We start from the raw sequence: 16,954 nt of genomic DNA on the forward strand, positions 1-16,954 counted from the left end.
TATTCTCAAAAGAGGTGATTTTTGTGAAGTCTTACCCTCCAGAATTAAAAGCCAACGTTGTTAAAGAGCATGTCGAAAAAGGTGTTTCTTGTTCTCAACTTAGTAAAACTTACAACATCCCTACCAGAAATATCTATAAGTGGGTTAAGAAGTTTAGAGATTAACGTGAAGCCCAGTACTTATTATTACAAAACGAGGTTCTTCTTGGATACCAGTTCTTTGTCAAAGAAAAAGCGTTCTAATTCAAAAATTCGAGGTTTTTGCTATACTGTGAATGGCGATAAGGTTCCTGATGAATTTGTAATCGCAGAATTAAAGCAAATCAAGGAACATCTCAATATGTATGTCTCAAAGCAAAAAACTATAGGTTCTACTAAGCTGTGTGAGTATTTCAAGGAAAAATATGGAATAATTATCAATCATAAAAAGATGAGACGTTTGAAACACGAAATCGGTTTGGTTGGAAAATATACAAACCATTGAAAGTTTCCTACGTGTTTGAAAACAAAAAAGGTGGTGTATATCACTAATGGAGCACATTATATATGGGCGAAAGCTTATCCTAAAGGATACTGAAGCCCTATAAGTAATGCGCCAGGTCCCAGACAAATTATTGGATATATTCCGATAAATTTTGACAATTCTTTTTCACGGACATCTTATATGATCTAATGCTTATTCTTGCTTTTTTCACTTCTTCCAACCACCTGTTTTGAAAGATAGTTTTTTAATTCTCTCACGAAAATGATGTTAATCTTTATTCTCTGTGAATCTCACATGATAAAACCATTCACTTAATACATTTAATCACGTGGAATTTGTCAAATATTAATTTCGTTATCTAGGCTGGCTTTTTTATATTCAATATCTGTTTCAAGAATTTATGTAGCTCTTTTCTTATGTGGTATATTTGATGTTCTTACTAAATGATACCAGATTATTTAATTATTTGTTAATATTTTAATTTTCTTATTATCTATTCCCGCCCACCGCCCTAGTGGAAGTCTGTTATAAGTACTTATTTGGAATATTATCTTTTTCCAAAAGTTGAATTAATTCTTTTTTTGTCATGTTATTTATCCACCTCCCTTATTATACCCCGCTTGAGCATGGTTTCAAAGGATTGAGTAAATTTATACTGAGTGCCTAAACCTGGCTGACCGAACCATGGCATTGCTTGACCAGATAGTGTATCTACTGGTTTCACTGCTTCATAAACCGTATGTGGCCTTTCTAAGTAGCCAGGTACCAATGCACGCATTTCTGCCGGAGTTCCAACAGGCGATGCATAATATCCAGTTGAATAGCCATATATATCAATTTTTGTGCCGGGACTTAATGAGGTCTTTATTGGATCTTTTAAGAATCCGCATGGTCTTGACAACATTGAGGTCAATGGTTACTGAGAAGGCAAGAAGGCCTTCTTTGGCAGCTTGCAGCAGATCATTTATTTGTTTCTGGTTAATATGAGGGTAAGCTGCCGCCATAATTTGTGGCGAGATATTCTTGTCAATAACCCTGGTATTGTGATATACTTCCATTGAACGGTTCCTCCTCATTTGTTTTCTTATTATTTTCTTACAGGTATATTATATACCTGTAGAGGCAGGAACCGCTACTTCAAATTCCACGGATTTTGGATTAGAATATAGGGGAATTTTCACTTGACAAATACACTGTTCACAGTAGTTAAAAATAATATACAAGTTTATAAGTCGATTAGATAAGGGGAGTAAAATGAACAAGAAAATATGTTTCATTTCAAATTTATGCTTATTATTATGGTTTTTTTTAGATATGGTAGGAGTGAGTATTAATGGCCATATTTTAGTTACTAGGTCTTTTAGGGATGATGGTATATTTTTCATTGCATTTTTAATTTTATTTATCTGGTATATTTTTAAAGATAAAATTGCAAAATATTTTCTTGCTGGTTGGCTTTTTATGTGGTTATTAATCCAATTTTTATCACATTGGTACTTTACCATATTTGGTCCTTCAGAAGCAAAAATAAATTATTTTGCTGATACTATAAAATTAATACCATCTTATAGTAGGTATATACCTGACTTATATCATATAATACTACATATATTAATTCTTGTTTCCTTAACGAATATGATAATTTACTCTATTGCTTCAAGAAAATCAAAGACAAACTAAATATGAGCATAAAATGAAATATCAAAAAAACTCATGCCCCGTCAAGAGGCATGAGTGTGTTTCTTTATTGAATGAGATTAAACACTTCATTTGTCGTTGTTTCAACGATTTGTGCTTCGTCTACTTGTGCGGTTGTTGGTACTAATACACCTATCAAGCTTTGCATTATTGGTTCTATTTCTGCTTGCGTTAGTGTTTCTAATACTCCATCAATTGATAGGGTTTTGCTTTTTCCTTCTGCTGGGTCATAGAATTTCATTCTTAATCTTCTCATTTGCTATTTCCTCCTTTTTAGATTATTTCGTAGCTTTCGTCGAAGTAATAGACCGCGTTGGTGTTTTCACAGAGTGAGACTAATCCTTGTAAGGCGGTTTTTATGTCTGCTTCTACGTCGGTGAATAAATCATAGGTTTTATACTTTTTTTCTTCTTTTCCGTCTACTAAGTTTATCCAGACGATCTTTGCCTTTCTTGATTCTAAGTTCATTGCCATGTGTTAGCACCTCCTGTGTGTTTTTGTTTCCTTAGACCCCTTCTGGGGTGTTTCCTGGTTTGCCTTGCTTTACTTCCCCGGGGAGAAACCATTTTATGCTTTTTCTGGTTTTGGGAATAGTATCGCTACTACTCCGTCGATGAGTATGGAGATTATTAGGTCCATGATCGGTGAGTATTTGCCTATGGATTTTAAGAATTCTCTTACCGCGTTTAGAACGATTTCTTTTTTCTTTTTGCCGTTGCCAGGTACTTCCACCATTTTTACAAGGTCAGGGATTAGTCCTACTATTTCTTTCATTTTCTCACCTCCACTAATAGTATCCGTAAGAATACTTAAATTGTGGTAAATAATTGTTTACTGTTTATCTATTCCCGCCCACCGCCCCTTGAGGTTAAAGGGGCTTCGCCCCTTTTGATCCCTGTTGAAAGGCCTGAGAGGCCTTAGTGGATGAAGGGGCTTCGCCCCTTATGAACACTTTTTTAAAGGCTTTGACTTTAAGATTTATTATCTATTCCCGCCCACCGCCCCTTGAGGTTAAAGGGGCTTTGCCCCTTATGATCCCTAAGCATTAAGGGATTTTGCCCCTTAAAATCCCCCAAGTTCAATGTCAAAATCTTTAAAACCTGGTTTGCACACTGCAGCAAACTAAAAAAGCTTTTTGCACAAATCAGCAAAGGGGCTTCGCCCCTTATGAACACTTTTTTAAAGGCTTTGACTTTAAGATTTATTATCTATTCCCACCCACCACCCTCAGAGGATAAATTTTTGAGAAAGGTGGGTTAAAAATTGGGACAGTTTTGGGTCAAATTTTGACCCAGTTGTGGGTCAATTTTTGGGACAGCCTATAAGGTTTTATGTTATTAATATAAATATATAAAAATATATAATATATTTTTTCTCATTTTGTAGGTAAAAATAAAAAGCCGGACAATTATAGGGCTGAGCCCTTTATGATCATGTTGTAGGCTTGATAGCCTTAGAAATGAAGAATTATTTATCTATTCCCGCCCCCCACCCCTTAAGGATTTTTTTATGATGCCTATTGCCCCTAAAGGATTTTCTCTTTTTTGATAGTGTCAGCCCATTTTGTCGCCCACCGCCCGTAGAGGATTATTAATTTTTTGAAAAATTATTTTTTTTTGATTTTTTTGCAGATACTACTATTGGGAAGAAAAAATTCTTTGAAATGCGAGGTGATTTTGTGAATGTTTCTAATCTGATTGTGACAAGAAGTCACTTACTTTTTTAGGCGAAGAATGAATTCTTACCATCCATTTGGGATCATAATTAATTGTCATCAAAATAGGCAAGTGGTTTTAATAGGATTTGTATGGTATAATCAATGAAAGTTTAAAAAACGTCGAATTCTTACGTATTATACGAGGGGGAAGAAAGGTGAAAGAAGTACACTTGTTTTTTGGAATAGTTTTGATTTTATTATTCACTCTGCCTGTTTGTGTAGTTCTACCATTGGAGCAAGGGGAAAACGCAGTAGAAGAAAACATAATAGTAACAGCAGGGACAGAAGGGATAAATATATTCGATGTAAATGATGCAAACGAACCAAAGCATTTGTCCCGCTTTAATTTGGACTATAGAGCAAGAAATGTTTTTGTAAAAGTTAAATATTCATACTCGTCGGGGGCGAAAAATGGATTAGTGATATGAAATTCATAGAGAGACCAAAACTACGGGACCAAAATGACGAAATTAAAGGATTAGAAAGGAGCAAAGCTAAAGCGTAAGACTAAAACACTGATAAATAAAGGAAAAGAAAGGCATGTAGTGACACTTTTGAAAAACAGAGAAAGCAAAAAACGCCTTTTTTCAATTATTCATACCTGTTTTAGAATTCTTACGTTTTTGTAACTGTCAAACTCAGGACAAAAAGCAAATCAAGTTCAAAGACATAATTACTACCTAACAATTACCCCTATTTCAATGACAATTAATTATGATCTAACACGACCTGCATTAGGCCATATTATACTTAAGCGAGAGATTGAAGAAATTTGAATATTCTTAGAGGGATAAAAAATAACGAAAGAGTAAATAAAAATTCACATGAAGTTAATTTTTCTTGCAGATACTATTAGTGGAGATGGGAAAATTAAAGAAATTTGAATTGACTAGAGAACACATAGTTTTTGATCTTGAGTTAGAATTAAAATTCCATCATTAAAAATTGCCAATACTAAATCTTCTCCCAATTTATCACCAGCGGAAAGCTTTATAAGTTCATCAAAAAAATAAACAAACCCTGTATTTCTTCCCTTTGAATCTATTACAAAACCTGAGAATTTTACACCTTCTTTTTGATATTTTGACAGGTTATCTTTTTGTGACCATAGATCTAATAAGTCAATTTTTAAAGGTTTGAAGATGTTTGAGTTTTTTATGTATAATTTATTATTACTAGCATCTTTAGAAATGTACTCAAAATTAGGGTATGAAAAGGATGTTGAGATATCAAAATTATCCCCTAGTTCAAGAAAAGAATCGTTATTTCTTTTTATAGTCATACTTTCCAACAAAAGGTCGGTAGATAAAATATTTTCTAGCTCTTTTTGTAAGGGTTCTGATGTGAAGTTACTTTCTACTTCTGAAGTGGTATGGAGAGAGAATTTTAGCGTCGGTGCTTCAATTTCATAATTTTTTATGTACACTAAAGTTATAATCAACAAAAGGATAATGAATAGATAGCGCTTCATTGGTTGACTCCTTGTTCTTTAATTTCAAGAATAACGTAATATTTGGTTCCCATATTGATTTTGGTCAGTTCAGATATGGAGTACTTACTCTTTATTTTTTGAGTAGGTTCCATAAAGGTTGCAACTTTTGCAGATAGTCCATCAGCCAAAGAGTAATTGAATTCTATTAAATAAAAGTCGTTATCTGTTAAGAAATCAAAAAATTCTACTATATTGGTTCTTTGGTTGGCAACTTTGTAAAGGTAGTTGTTGTAAGTATAATTTAAATTGTTTTGCATCCTTTTGATATTCAGATATTCTTGATATTTGCCATAACTTTCAATCACTAGAAGAACCAAAAGTAAAATTATGGTTGCTATTAGTGTGTATTTCAGAAATTTTCTAACGTTAGATTCTAATAGGAACAATTCTTTTATCCTCCAAATATTTTATTGCTAATTCCTTCAATTCTTGGTTATCAAAAAAGTATATAGGTTTTTCGTCAACTATTATTCCCGAAAATGCGAATTCTTTGGTTTTAATGAACTCATAATTGTAAAAATCTGTGCCTAAAACGTATCTACCCTCTTTGAATTCCAACACTTTTTTCAAAAGAATGGATTGAACCGGTATAATAGTGTCAAAGAATAAAGATCTTTTTGATTTTTTATAATCACTAGTATCGATTACCAAAAAATATTCTTTATCGGAAGAATGTATCTTTTTAAAAGTAATTTTTTTATCAGTTATTTCTTGGAAGTATATTTTTCTCAGTTGAAATTCATTTTCAAATGGTTTAATAAAACAATCTATATGATTTATACATACTTTTTTCCCTTTGTATTTGAGTTTAATCATAACATTCCCCCAAAGACTTGAAGATAGATCATGGATTGGTGAGTGCTCCCGTGACTGGAACAACGTTGAATATGGTTTTGCCTTCACTGTTTACAATTCTACCTCCCCTTCCTGCTATTTTTCCGAAACTCCATAATAGATTTTGGCTACTTTGGTCTTCTATTCTGTATCTTATGTCATAAGTCACGATTTTTAATTTCCCCTGTACTATTTGAGAGCTAATGATTCCGTTTAAGTTGTTATCTTCGCCGTAATGGGTGGATGCGCTTCGTGTTTTATACACCACCTCTGAAGCTATATATCTTTCTGTAAGAGATGAAAAGTATTTTTGAAGCGGATATACGGTAAAAAAAACTACAGAAGAGAACAAAATTATTTCGATCCCCAAAGAAACAAGCACTTCCATAAGTAAAAAGCCTTCCTTATGGGATTTAGAATGTACTCCCCATTTCAAAATTCATCCCTCCCAAGTAGACATTGGAGTAAATTTCAAATGCCAAACTCAAAATTATTACAGATAAAAATATTATAAGCACAGGTTCGATCATTTTCATAATTTTATCTGAAGTGCTTTTAAATGTTGAATAATAATAGTTTTCTAAGAAGTCAAATACCTCTTTATAATTTCCTTTCCTCTTTGAGACGCTCATTGTTAAAGAAAATTCTTTAACGTCTTTGATTTTTGAAAAAACCTCCGTAAGATCTTTCCCTTTTTCTATATCCAAATAGACTGTTAAGAAAGTGGATGATATATACTGTGAATTCGTATTAGAAAGGACTATTTCTAAGGCGTTGTATATTGTGAGACCACTTTTTAAAAGTAAGTTAACGTTCCTTGTGAATTCATGAAGTATGTAATTCTTGTACAAGAATTTTAAAAACGGAATCTTTGTCCAAATAATGTCGTTCCCCTTGCCTATCCAGAAAGTTATCAACCCGAAGAAGAAAAATATCAACAAACTTATCAACATGTAAGTTGATAAGTTGAGATTAATATCGTATCCTAAAAGAGTAGAAAACTGTGGAATAACCCAAAAATTTAGAAGAAAAAGCAAAACTAAAATTGATGAAAGGATTAGTAGTGGATAAATTAATGATTTTTCGGCGGTAGACCTGGAGAGTTTGACGTTGTTATAGTAATCTTTTAAATTGGATAAGTTTTCTCTTAAAATTAGCGTTGTCTTTGAGATATTTATTGTATACCTAAAGTAGTTATCTATTTCAGGAAAGTCAAATGCGGTTTTGTAGTCTAATCCTTTTTTTACTAAAAAGTATCCTTTAAAAACAACACCTCTTATGAACTTATCAACCTGTTCGTTGAAAACTAAAAATTCCATAGCTTCGAAGAGGGTCAGCCCAGAGTTTACAAGGAGGTACAGATTATCAACAAGGCTGATCATTTGATCAATATTGAATTTTTTACTGTTGAAATAAAAGTTATCAACATTGATGTTGATAACTCTGATATTGAGGTTAGACAGAATATCATAAATTTCTTCTTTATCTTTTACAAGTAATAGACATTCGTATCTTTTATTTGATGATCTTTCTTCAACTTCCACCTTGTAAAGTTTTTTCACCTTTTCCCTTCTTTTATCCTTTGAAATGTACCTTATTTTTTGTTTTTATTTCATCCATGACCAATTCGTAAAAGTATCTGCTTCTCATAACTTGAATGGATTTGTATAATCTTTGTATGGTTGAAGATTTGTGATAATTATATGGTGAATCATAGATTTCTATTTCTTCACCTTCATACTTTAATAATGAGTAGCAAGGTGTTCTTGAAAATGAAGCGGTATTGTACCATCCTTGAAATGGTGGCCTGATACCAGGTAAGAGGGTAGAATAGAAAAAACTTTCTTGAATGGTGCTGATCTTTTTAGTTGTTATTTCTTCGGTTTTTAAATTCATCAGTTCGATTTCTAAAGGAAAATCTAATTTGGCGTCTTCTTTTAATTGATATTTATACTTTCCTAAATTTGAAGAAAGTTTGAGACAATTTTTTATGTTTCCAACAAAAAAGTAATCTTTGTCTATGGTATTTAAGTAAGGCTTTAAACTCTTTAAAGTTTGATGAAGGATCTTTTCTTTTTTGAGTTGAAAACAGGCGATACAAAATCCTGTGATACCGTTGGTGATGATTTTATCGTAACTTGATAGATCTAAATCTTTCAAATTTTCAGCTGCTTTAATTCCTTGCCATCCAAAACCTCCGCTTACTAAAATCATGATATTTTCTCCAAGATTTCTTCTTTTCTTTCTAAAACAGCTTTTCTCCCAGTATCTATTAACGCTTCTGTTTGTGTGAAATCTAAAGTATTAAAGTCTTGTGTGGGCAATTCGATAAGTACGTTAGCAAACTTTTCCGTTAAATTATCGTATATATTTTCTCTTATTGTATCCATCCTATCAAAAGCTTGAGAGGCATTTTTTATTTCCTCGTATTTTATCTTTTTTGATAAAAGTTTTAGAGCGATAATTTTATCTGCATCAACTTTTTTAGCTGTTAGGATAGGTAGCTTTTCCAAGGATCCACCATCTATGTATTTGTTACCGTTTATTTTAACAGGCTTGAATGCACCAGGCATAGCCATACTAGCCTTTAAAGCTGGGAATAAAGGGCCTTCACCAAAAATTTCCAAATTTCCACTTTCCATTTTTACAGCAGTGCAATAGAATTTAATTTTTAAATCTTCAAAAGTGATATTTTTAAATACCTTTTTTAATATATAAAAATAAAGAAAAGAGGGTAAAGTTGATGGTAGCAAGTTTGCACCAATGCACGTCAAAATAGGAGGTATTTTGCGCGATGCAGGTACTTTTTTTATAAAAGTAGCTTTTTGTAACCTTAAGGCATATTCATATAGTAATTTGGAGTCCCCTAAAACGGCATACCCAGCACCTACAAGTGCACCAATACTTGTACCAACAACCATATCAAATTTAATTCCCATTTTTTCAAGTTCTAACAGTGCTCCAACGTGGGCAGCACCTTTAGCTCCGCCACCAGATAAAGCAACCCCAAGCAATATTAAACCTCCATAAAATCATTTATGTGTTCTATCACTTCTTTCACTTTATTAACATATTTTCCTCCGGCTTGTGCGAAAGTTGGTCCGCCACCGCCACCGCCACCTAAATAAGAGGCTATTTTTCTCGCGATATTTCCGGCGTGGAATTTTTTAGAAATGTCTTTAGATACCTTGACTACCAAACTCACTTGATCGTTGTTATTCTTGTTGAAAAGAATCACAACGCCTCTACCCAACTTTTGAAGTAAGATATCGGCTGTGTTGGCATGAACGTCTTTTTCCAAGTTTTCTAATTGAGCTACTACTACCTTTTCGCCTTTAATGATTTGTGGAGTTTGGGCTAATCTTTCAATATTTTTTGTGGCTAATTGAAATTGAAGTTGTTTAATTTCTTTTTCTTGATTTTTGATAGTTTTTAGGATGCCTTGGATTTTATCTGGTATCTGATCCCTTGATGAGTCCAACATTTTGGATAAATTAATTATGATACTTTCCAGTTCTGTAACGTAGTTAAGACTTTCAAGACCAGTAATAGCTTCTATTCTTCTAACTCCTGAAGAGATGGAAGATTCTTCCAGAATCTTGAAGAGACCTATTTCTCCTGTGTTGAAAACATGTGTGCCTCCACAGAGTTCTCTTGAGAAATCGTCTATTTCCACAATTCTTACCATTTCTCCGTATTTTTCTTCAAATAAGGCTATAACATCCATATTTTTCGCTTCTTCCAAGCTTTTTAGGTATATATTAACAGGGATAGCTTTTTGTATTTGTTCGTTTACGAGGTATTCTATTTGCTTTATTTGATCTGGTGTCAAAGGTTCATAATGTGTGAAATCAAATCTTAGTCTTTCCGGAGCCACGTATGAACCGGCCTGCCTTATATGCTCTCCAATTACTTTTCTTAATGCAGAATGTAAAAGATGGGTGGCGGTATGGTTTTTCTCTGTTGCTTTTCTCTTTTTTTCATCAACTTTTAGAAACACTCTTTCTCCGTTTTTTATACTACCTTTTTTTATTTTTACTAGGTGAGATATTATCCCATTTCTTATAGGTTTGACATGTATAACTTCAGCTTCGAATGTTTCATTGTAGATAATACCGTTATCGGAGATTTGCCCTCCTCTTTCAGCATAAAAAGGTGTTTTAGAGAAAAATAGTTCAATTTCGTCACCATCTTGAGCTTGTTGGACAATACTTTCTCCTTTGATTATAAGCTGGATTTCTTCGATAGAACTTAGTTTATCATAACCAATAAATTCTGTTGGAGTCAAAAATTCATCGATTTCTTTGTAAATTTGTTTGGCTGTATCATACTCTACTTTACCAGAAGCTGCTCTGGCCATCTCTCTTTGTTTGTTCATCAGTTCTGTGAATTCTTTTTCATCGACTTCTATCCCTTTTTCGGATAATATCTCTTTTGTGAGATCCAAAGGAAACCCGTATGTGTCGTAAAGTTCGAAGGCGATTTTTCCAGATAATGTAGCTTCGTTGTTTAAGTTTTGAATTATGTTGTTTAACCTTTCCATACCTTTTTCCATCGTCTCAAAAAACTTTTCTTCTTCCATAGAGGAAATATCTTTAATTAAACCTTCTTTTTCGATAAGTTCTGGATAGATATTACTCATTTTTTTAATCACTTTTTCAAGAATACTGTTTAAAAAAGGCTCTTTTGCTCCTAACAAAGCTCCATGCCGTACAGCCCTTCTTATTAATCTTCTTAAAACATAGCCTCTTCCTTCATTTGATGGTATAATTCCTTCAGTTATTAGAAAAGCAATCGCCCTTGAGTGATCAGCTATTACTTTTATTGATACATCTTTGCTTTTATTTTCTCTAAACTTTACATCGAAGATTCGTTGTATTTCTTCTATTGTTTCCCTGAATAGATCAGAGTCAAAATTATCGTATTTGCCTTGAGCCACTGCGCAGATCCTTTCAAAACCCGCACCGGTATCAATGTTTTTTCTTGGCAAAGGTGAAAGCTTTCCATTTTCATCGGAATAATATTCAGTGAAAACTATGTTCCAAATCTCAACAAATCGTCCACAATCGCATGCGGGAGTGCAATTTTCTTTATCAGGACAGTCTTTGGTATACCCTGTATCAAAGTATATTTCTGAACAAGGGCCACATGGACCTGTTGGGCCTGCAGGTCCCCACCAGTTTTCTTCTTTACCAAATCTTAGTATTTTATTTTCAGGTATCTTGATATCATCTTTCCAGATATTAAAAGCCTCATCATCAGTTTCATACACAGAAGCCCATAATTTTTCAGCTGGAAGTTCTAATTCTTCTGTTAAAAATTCCCACGCCCATTTTATAGCCTCTTTTTTGAAGTAATCCCCAAAAGAAAAGTTCCCTAACATCTCAAAAAAGGTGTGATGTCTGGGGGTTCTTCCAACATTTTCTATATCGTTTGTTCTTAAACATTTTTGACATGTGGTTATTCTCGTATACGTGGGTTCAACTTTTCCCCAAAATATTGGTTTAAAAGGGACCATTCCAGCCACCGTAAACAACAATTGGGGATCGTTTGGAATCAAAGAAGAACTAGGTAGCCTTTTATGACCTTTTTTTTCAAAAAAATGCAAAAACTTTTCTCTGATCTCTTCAGAGGTGAAGTATTTCATGTATTAAATTCCTCCTAATTTTTTCAAATTATACTTGACTTTGAAAAATCTGAAACCTACTTTAGCTCCCCTTCACCCAAACATTACGGGGTAAACCCCTTAAGATCCCCGAACACATTTGCTTCGCAAATGAGAATGAGGATGTTACTTCAGAATTATAAAGAACTATTTTGCACAAAGCTGCAAAAGGGCTTCGCCCTGTAACCCTTTTAAAATCAAAATTTTATTTTTGAAAATCTTTTTATTTATAAAGGGTCTATTTTCTTTTTTAACCCAATTAATATTTAACTACTAAATAAGCGGTATTATTATCTATAAGTATATTGTTGTTAATATTTTTTAGCTCTGTTGCGGAAGGGGTGTCACCGGTGTATTGTATTTTGATTTCTAAAGGGTTAGTCGAATCTATTTCTATATTTTCTGGTTTAGAAGTTAAGTATTCATCAGACAAAAGTTTCTCAAATGTCAAGTCACTTAAGTTGGGATTAAAAATACCATAGTTCATTACGGCAATTTGGACGTTTTGCATCTCAGTTACCACTTTAACTGCGTTAGCTCGATTGATAAGTCCTCTAACTGATGGGATGGCGATGCTTGCGAGGATCGAAATGATCCCCAAGACTATTAGAACCTCAACCAGTGTGAAACCTTCCTTAAATTTTTTGTTTTTCATTTTTTCCCCCTATATCCAAAGTATTCTCAACAAAAAATACCACATTGGGGTTACGATCAACAGACCATCAATTCTGTCGAGCATCCCCCCATGACCTGGTAGGATTTCTCCTGAGTCTTTTACATTATAATACCTTTTAATAATTGATTCTGTTAGATCTCCAATGGTATCAAAGAAACCTACCATCAACGCTAAGATAACGGCCTGCAAAAAGGTTATTTTTTGAATAGCTCCAAATAAAATCCCAATGGAATCAAATATAAGTATATAAGCAAAAGTGAAAAAGATGCCACCTAATAATCCCTCCCAACTTTTTTTTGGTGAAAAATGCGGAGAAAGTTTATGCTTACCGAAACTCAATCCAAAAAAATATGCACCAGCATCATAAGCCCATACTGCAGTTAATGCTAAAATCGCCATCCCTGGTCCATAGTTCAAATGAATCAAATAAAAGTTTGAAAGGAAAAAAGATACGTAGATAATACTTAATGCAGAAGATTCTATAAACCTTTTTGTGTGAGTTATCTCTTTAACTAAAAGCATAATCGAAAATACTGACGCTACAAAGGCTAAGAAAAATATTCCTTCACTTTCAAAAGGTAAAATTCCTCTATATTCTGCCTCCAAAGAGAACCCATATATAAGACTGGATGTCCCTATAATAAAAGTTAGCAGAAGCTTGATGAAGTCGTTTTTTACATCGCTTGTAAATAGTTCAATCAATTCAAAGGAAGCTAACATTACTATAGTTGTAACCAATCCTAAAAGAGTGGGATATGTTAGATAAGAAAAAACAACTATTGGTCCAATAATTACACCTGATAATACTCTTGTCCAAAGTTCTTTTTTATTCAAAAGTTTTCCCCCATATCTTTGAATAATATAGTTTTTGAAAATCTTTTTATTTCTAAAATACCTACAACTTACTTGCTAATTATACCGCCAAACCGTCTTTCTCTTTTAGCATAATCTAAAAGGGCGTTTAGGTAATCATCATAAGAAAAATCAGGCCATAAAGTTTCTGTAAAGTACAGTTCCGAATAAGCAGATTGCCAAAGTAAGAAGTTGCTTAATCTTTGCTCACCTGCGGTTCTTATTATCAAATCAGGATAGGGAACATCCGGTAAATAAAGGTTGTTGTCAATATCTTCTTTTGTAACTGTTGTCTTTTTATCTTCCAAAATTTTATTAACTGCATCTAAAATCTCTTGCCTCCCACTGTAATTCAAGGCAAGGATCAAATTGAAATCTTCATTATTTTTACTTATGTCTTCAATTTCTTTACAAGTCTTTATAAGACTTTCTGGTAGTTTGTTAATTCTTCCTAAAAATCTTACATTTACACCATTTTCTATGATTCGTTTAAGGTTATTTTCAAAGTATCTTATGAATAATTCGAATAAAAATTCTATTTCATTTTGTGGCCTTTTCCAATTTTCTTCTGAAAAGGTGTATAAGGTAAGATAATTAATTCCAAATTCTTTAGACCACTCAATAACCTTTTGAGCAGTTTCAGCACCCTTTTGGTGTCCATAGTTTCTATCAAATCCACTTTTAGTTGCCCATCTTCCGTTTCCATCCATAATTATACCAACATGAGTAGGTACCTTCGGAAGTTTCATATTTTATTTTCCACCTTTATGACTCCATGATCTCTTTTTCTTTTCTTTGGAATATTTTTTCTGCTTCTTCTTCTTTTTCTTTCAAGATATCTTGGATTTCGTCTTCAATTTTTTTTGCTTCATCCTCACTTAAAGAGCCGTCGTTCTTTGTTTCTTTAACCTTTTTTATATCGTCTCTTCTTATGTTTCGTAAAGCCACTTTTGTTTCTTCTAGCATCTCTTTTACAGCTTTTACCAATTTTCTTCTTTCTTCAATAGTGGGATTTGGAAAAGATACCCTTACTACGTTACCATCATTTATAGCGTGAAAACCAAAATTAGAAGCGTTTATTGCTTTTTCTATGGGTTCAAGCATCTTTTTATCCCATGGGGTGATCACAACGGTTCTTTCTTCTCCAACAGTTAAGGTTGCGACTTGGTTGATGGGAGTTGGCACACCGTAGTAATCCACTTTTATATCCTCAAAAATAGCGGTAGTAGGTCTTCCAGTTCTTACTTTTTTTAATTCGTCCTCAAAATGTTCGATGGTTTTTTCCATTTTCTCTTCTGCTTCCTTCGCATAAGAACTTTTCTTTGCCATGACTTCACCTCCGCAGAAAAACTTTAGAAATGTTTTTATGTTTAGATAAACGTAATTCAGCAAATATTATATCACACGGAAGGGTTTTTCTAATATGATATAATTAAAAGTGAAAAACACCGAAAGGGGGAAATTTTGTGAAAAAGCATATGATTGTAACTCTTTTTGTTGTTTTTTCTTTACTCTTTTTTTCAGCTGATGGAATTTCATCTTACCAGGATAATTACATATTATCTAACAACTATTTGACAACGGGGATTTCCAAAGAAAATGGATATATTACCTTTTTTAAAAGTAATGAAGCGGTCCAAAGCCTTTTCACAAATCACAAGATTCTGATTTCTGGCGTAGATTTCCAAAACAGCGTTATAGAAACTTCAGAAGATTCAATCTCTTTCATTTATGATCAAAACGACTTCAAAGTGGTAAATACTTATACCTTACAAGAGAAAAATATCTTATTGAGTACTATGATAACTAATAAAACAGGAATTAGAAAAAGAATCCAATTGAATGAAATAATAGATTACTCTGATACATTTCCTTTTTTTATAAAATCAAAGATTTTAAATAACTATGTATTAGTTCTTCAGCAAGATTATGGAAGCTTTGGATATTTTCCGGTTTATGATCAAACATTTCAGAGAGTTATAGCGAACGATGAGATGACCACAAGTATCTCATTTTTTACCCTTGAGCCTGAGGATGTTCTTGAATTCAGCAGAATAATAACTGTTGGTGAAAGTGTTAGCGAAATAGAAAAAAAATATTACGATAAATTCGGTATTGATTATACAACAATAGAAAAAAATATAATATTGAACAATGAAAAATCAGCTGAGGGTATGAGGGTTGTTCTAGAAGATAAATTGGGAACGATTCAAGATGTCCAACTTGTTGATGAAAAAGGAAAAGTAGAATTTTATTTTCCCTACGATGAAGACTATGAAGATTTCAAAGTTAAGGTAGATTTTGGAAGTTTGAAAACCGAACCTGTCTCTCTTTTAGGGTCAGAAGATCTTTTTGTTCAAGTTCCTGAAAATTACTTTTTTTACAAGCCTTTTCTCACTGATAAAGAGGAAGATGGTGTGATTATTAAATTCAGGATGGCTGTTCCTGCTAGATCAACTGTAGAAGTTTATGATTCAGACAGTGAAGCTAGGATATTAGAAATACAAAACCAATTTCCTTTAGAATACCATTATATTGAACTTTCTGGCTTACAACCTAATTCTTCTTATGAATATGTGGTAAATGTTGAAGATACCTATACTTTAAATGATGTTAAAACTGAAAAAAAGGCTTTTAAAACCAAGCCTTTAGATGAAGATATTGATACTTTTCGATTTATAGTTTATGGAGATACCCAAATCTATGACGAAAGACACGCTTACGTTGTTAATAGAATTGTAGAGGATTCTGATCTAAATACAGCATTTATTCTTAAACCAGGAGATCACACGGAAGAAGGCACATCAGAGAAGAGTTGGAGTAAATTTTTTGAATCTGCATATCCTTTAAGTTCTCAAATTCCCTATTACATGGTTTTAGGTAATCACGAGAGAAACAGCCAACTTTATTACAGGGCGTTTGAGCTTCCAAAGGGGAGTGGAGATTATTCCAAGAGATGGTACTCTTTTGATTACGCTAACTCACACTTCGTTATCTTAGATTCTAATATATTGGAATCTTCAAATCTATATGAAAAACAAATGAGATGGTTGGAAGAAGATCTTAAAAACAATCAAGATAAAAAGTTTATCTTCGTGGCTTTTCATCATCCTTTTTGGACGACAGCTACGGAGTATGGCAACATGGAAGAAAACCTTCCAAACGGTCATTTCAACACAAAAAATTGGCTGCCTATATTTGAAAAGTACGGTGTTGATGTTGTAATAAACGGGCATATACACGCTTACGAAAGGTATTTTAAGGATGGAATTATGTTTATTACCAGTGGTGGGGGAGGGGCTAAACTAAATACAAATCATGGAACTGTTCCATTACCCTGGCATGTAAAGCAAGTTCTTGGAAAACTTCACTACGTTATTTTTGATGTTTACGAAGATTCAATCAAGGTTACAGTAAAAGCAGTGGCAAGGGTTGATAATCCTCTTTTCCCGAACCAATACACACCAATTGATGAAGTAATTGATGAATTTTACATATACAAAAAATGAAAAAAATGAAAGAGGGATAATTCCCTCT

Annotated in this window: 22 protein-coding genes; 5 read left to right on the top strand and 17 right to left on the bottom strand. The window is 33.1% G+C overall.

The genetic code is table 11. The features are described from left to right. Positions 1-23 precede the first annotated feature (23 nt). Entirely contained in the window at positions 24-164 is a 141-nt protein-coding gene (locus tag X929_RS09965) for a transposase (RefSeq protein ID WP_169924965.1), read from the top strand. Between the two features lie 40 nt (positions 165-204). Continuing rightward, positions 205-483, top strand: a complete 279-nt coding sequence (locus tag X929_RS05005; RefSeq protein WP_103066943.1) for a helix-turn-helix domain-containing protein — start codon at positions 205-207, stop codon at positions 481-483. Positions 484-1,072: 589 nt separating this feature from the next. Here X929_RS05005 and X929_RS05010 read toward each other — a convergent pair. Next, entirely contained in the window at positions 1,073-1,387 is a 315-nt protein-coding gene (locus X929_RS05010) for a TNT domain-containing protein (protein WP_103066944.1), read from the bottom strand. After that, positions 1,317-1,541: a hypothetical protein gene (locus X929_RS09750; protein ID WP_211286740.1), complete on the bottom strand. Its 225-nt coding sequence runs from the start codon at positions 1,539-1,541 to the stop codon at positions 1,317-1,319. The genes X929_RS05010 and X929_RS09750 overlap by 71 nt, the downstream gene beginning before the upstream one ends. Before the next feature lie 196 nt (positions 1,542-1,737). Between X929_RS09750 and X929_RS05015 the strand changes: the two genes are divergently transcribed. Beyond that, positions 1,738-2,163 carry a hypothetical protein gene (locus X929_RS05015; protein WP_103066945.1) on the top strand — a complete coding sequence of 142 codons (426 nt, stop codon included), beginning with the start codon at positions 1,738-1,740 and terminating at the stop codon, positions 2,161-2,163. Between the two features lie 64 nt (positions 2,164-2,227). Here the strand turns inward: X929_RS05015 and X929_RS05020 are convergent, their stop codons facing one another. The 3 genes from X929_RS05020 to X929_RS05030 form a co-directional block, all read right to left on the bottom strand. Then, on the bottom strand, positions 2,228-2,437 hold the full coding sequence (locus X929_RS05020; RefSeq protein WP_103066946.1) for a DUF2922 domain-containing protein: 210 nt from the start codon (positions 2,435-2,437) through the stop codon (positions 2,228-2,230). Positions 2,438-2,454: 17 nt separating this feature from the next. After that, positions 2,455-2,655 carry a hypothetical protein gene (locus tag X929_RS05025; RefSeq protein ID WP_103066947.1) on the bottom strand — a complete coding sequence of 67 codons (201 nt, stop codon included), beginning with the start codon at positions 2,653-2,655 and terminating at the stop codon, positions 2,455-2,457. 93 nt (positions 2,656-2,748) lie between these two features. Beyond that, entirely contained in the window at positions 2,749-2,955 is a 207-nt protein-coding gene (locus X929_RS05030) for a hypothetical protein (protein WP_103066948.1), read from the bottom strand. 1,098 nt (positions 2,956-4,053) lie between these two features. Here X929_RS05030 and X929_RS05040 point away from each other — a divergent pair. Further along, complete coding sequence (locus tag X929_RS05040) at positions 4,054-4,326, top strand: hypothetical protein (protein WP_103066950.1); 273 nt, start codon at positions 4,054-4,056, stop codon at positions 4,324-4,326. Between the two features lie 461 nt (positions 4,327-4,787). On the opposite strand, the gene X929_RS05045 is transcribed toward X929_RS05040, so the two are convergent. The 12 genes from X929_RS05045 to frr form a co-directional block, all read right to left on the bottom strand. Next, a complete protein-coding gene (locus tag X929_RS05045; RefSeq protein ID WP_103066951.1) occupies positions 4,788-5,369 on the bottom strand; it encodes a hypothetical protein in 582 nt (193 codons plus the stop codon). Then, positions 5,366-5,776: a hypothetical protein gene (locus X929_RS05050; protein WP_103066952.1), complete on the bottom strand. Its 411-nt coding sequence runs from the start codon at positions 5,774-5,776 to the stop codon at positions 5,366-5,368. Before X929_RS05050 ends, X929_RS05045 begins: the two co-directional genes overlap by 4 nt. Next, complete coding sequence (locus X929_RS05055) at positions 5,757-6,206, bottom strand: hypothetical protein (RefSeq protein ID WP_103066953.1); 450 nt, start codon at positions 6,204-6,206, stop codon at positions 5,757-5,759. Before X929_RS05055 ends, X929_RS05050 begins: the two co-directional genes overlap by 20 nt. A 28-nt stretch (positions 6,207-6,234) precedes the next feature. Next, positions 6,235-6,660, bottom strand: a complete 426-nt coding sequence (locus X929_RS05060; protein WP_103066954.1) for a hypothetical protein — start codon at positions 6,658-6,660, stop codon at positions 6,235-6,237. Continuing rightward, the gene (locus X929_RS05065) at positions 6,638-7,786 is read right to left on the bottom strand and encodes a type II secretion system F family protein (RefSeq protein WP_103066955.1); all 1,149 of its coding nucleotides are present in this window, start codon (positions 7,784-7,786) and stop codon (positions 6,638-6,640) included. Before X929_RS05065 ends, X929_RS05060 begins: the two co-directional genes overlap by 23 nt. A gap of 13 nt (positions 7,787-7,799) precedes the next feature. Further along, a complete protein-coding gene (locus tag X929_RS05070) occupies positions 7,800-8,438 on the bottom strand; it encodes a hypothetical protein (RefSeq protein ID WP_103066956.1) in 639 nt (212 codons plus the stop codon). Next, positions 8,435-9,238: a patatin-like phospholipase family protein gene (locus X929_RS05075; protein ID WP_169924966.1), complete on the bottom strand. Its 804-nt coding sequence runs from the start codon at positions 9,236-9,238 to the stop codon at positions 8,435-8,437. The genes X929_RS05070 and X929_RS05075 overlap by 4 nt, the downstream gene beginning before the upstream one ends. 2 nt (positions 9,239-9,240) lie before the next feature. Next, complete coding sequence (gene alaS / locus X929_RS05080; RefSeq protein ID WP_103066958.1) at positions 9,241-11,871, bottom strand: alanine--tRNA ligase; 2,631 nt, start codon at positions 11,869-11,871, stop codon at positions 9,241-9,243. Positions 11,872-12,148: 277 nt separating this feature from the next. After that, the gene (locus tag X929_RS05085; protein WP_103066959.1) at positions 12,149-12,544 is read right to left on the bottom strand and encodes a prepilin-type N-terminal cleavage/methylation domain-containing protein; all 396 of its coding nucleotides are present in this window, start codon (positions 12,542-12,544) and stop codon (positions 12,149-12,151) included. Between the two features lie 9 nt (positions 12,545-12,553). Continuing rightward, positions 12,554-13,399, bottom strand: coding sequence for a phosphatidate cytidylyltransferase (locus tag X929_RS05090; protein ID WP_169924967.1), 846 nt, complete (start codon positions 13,397-13,399; stop codon positions 12,554-12,556). A 68-nt stretch (positions 13,400-13,467) separates the two neighbouring features. Next, on the bottom strand, positions 13,468-14,166 hold the full coding sequence (gene uppS / locus X929_RS05095; protein ID WP_103066961.1) for a polyprenyl diphosphate synthase: 699 nt from the start codon (positions 14,164-14,166) through the stop codon (positions 13,468-13,470). A gap of 16 nt (positions 14,167-14,182) precedes the next feature. Continuing rightward, positions 14,183-14,746: a ribosome recycling factor gene (frr, locus tag X929_RS05100; RefSeq protein WP_103066962.1), complete on the bottom strand. Its 564-nt coding sequence runs from the start codon at positions 14,744-14,746 to the stop codon at positions 14,183-14,185. A 137-nt stretch (positions 14,747-14,883) separates the two neighbouring features. Here frr and X929_RS05105 point away from each other — a divergent pair, with 137 nt between their 5' ends. Beyond that, positions 14,884-16,926 (top strand): metallophosphoesterase family protein, encoded by a 2,043-nt coding sequence (locus X929_RS05105; RefSeq protein ID WP_103066963.1) that lies wholly within the window; start codon positions 14,884-14,886, stop codon positions 16,924-16,926. Positions 16,927-16,954 lie beyond the last annotated feature (28 nt).

The sequence above is a fragment of the Petrotoga olearia DSM 13574 genome, assembly GCF_002895525.1.
Taxonomy (GTDB): domain Bacteria; phylum Thermotogota; class Thermotogae; order Petrotogales; family Petrotogaceae; genus Petrotoga; species Petrotoga olearia.

What these genes read in the sequence shown, in the direction of transcription:
- X929_RS05010 (WP_103066944.1), bottom strand. Translation starts at nt 1,387, where the DNA reads ATGTTGTCAAGACCATGCGGATTCTTAAAAGATCCAATAAAGACCTCA.
- X929_RS09750 (WP_211286740.1), bottom strand. Translation starts at nt 1,541, where the DNA reads ATGGAAGTATATCACAATACCAGGGTTATTGACAAGAATATCTCGCCA.
- X929_RS05015 (WP_103066945.1), top strand. Translation starts at nt 1,738, where the DNA reads ATGAACAAGAAAATATGTTTCATTTCAAATTTATGCTTATTATTATGG.
- X929_RS05020 (WP_103066946.1), bottom strand. Translation starts at nt 2,437, where the DNA reads ATGAGAAGATTAAGAATGAAATTCTATGACCCAGCAGAAGGAAAAAGC.
- X929_RS05025 (WP_103066947.1), bottom strand. Translation starts at nt 2,655, where the DNA reads ATGGCAATGAACTTAGAATCAAGAAAGGCAAAGATCGTCTGGATAAAC.
- X929_RS05030 (WP_103066948.1), bottom strand. Translation starts at nt 2,955, where the DNA reads ATGAAAGAAATAGTAGGACTAATCCCTGACCTTGTAAAAATGGTGGAA.
- X929_RS05045 (WP_103066951.1), bottom strand. Translation starts at nt 5,369, where the DNA reads ATGAAGCGCTATCTATTCATTATCCTTTTGTTGATTATAACTTTAGTG.
- X929_RS05055 (WP_103066953.1), bottom strand. Translation starts at nt 6,206, where the DNA reads ATGATTAAACTCAAATACAAAGGGAAAAAAGTATGTATAAATCATATA.
- X929_RS05070 (WP_103066956.1), bottom strand. Translation starts at nt 8,438, where the DNA reads ATGATTTTAGTAAGCGGAGGTTTTGGATGGCAAGGAATTAAAGCAGCT.
- alaS (WP_103066958.1), bottom strand. Translation starts at nt 11,871, where the DNA reads ATGAAATACTTCACCTCTGAAGAGATCAGAGAAAAGTTTTTGCATTTT.
- X929_RS05085 (WP_103066959.1), bottom strand. Translation starts at nt 12,544, where the DNA reads ATGAAAAACAAAAAATTTAAGGAAGGTTTCACACTGGTTGAGGTTCTA.
- uppS (WP_103066961.1), bottom strand. Translation starts at nt 14,166, where the DNA reads ATGAAACTTCCGAAGGTACCTACTCATGTTGGTATAATTATGGATGGA.
- frr (WP_103066962.1), bottom strand. Translation starts at nt 14,746, where the DNA reads ATGGCAAAGAAAAGTTCTTATGCGAAGGAAGCAGAAGAGAAAATGGAA.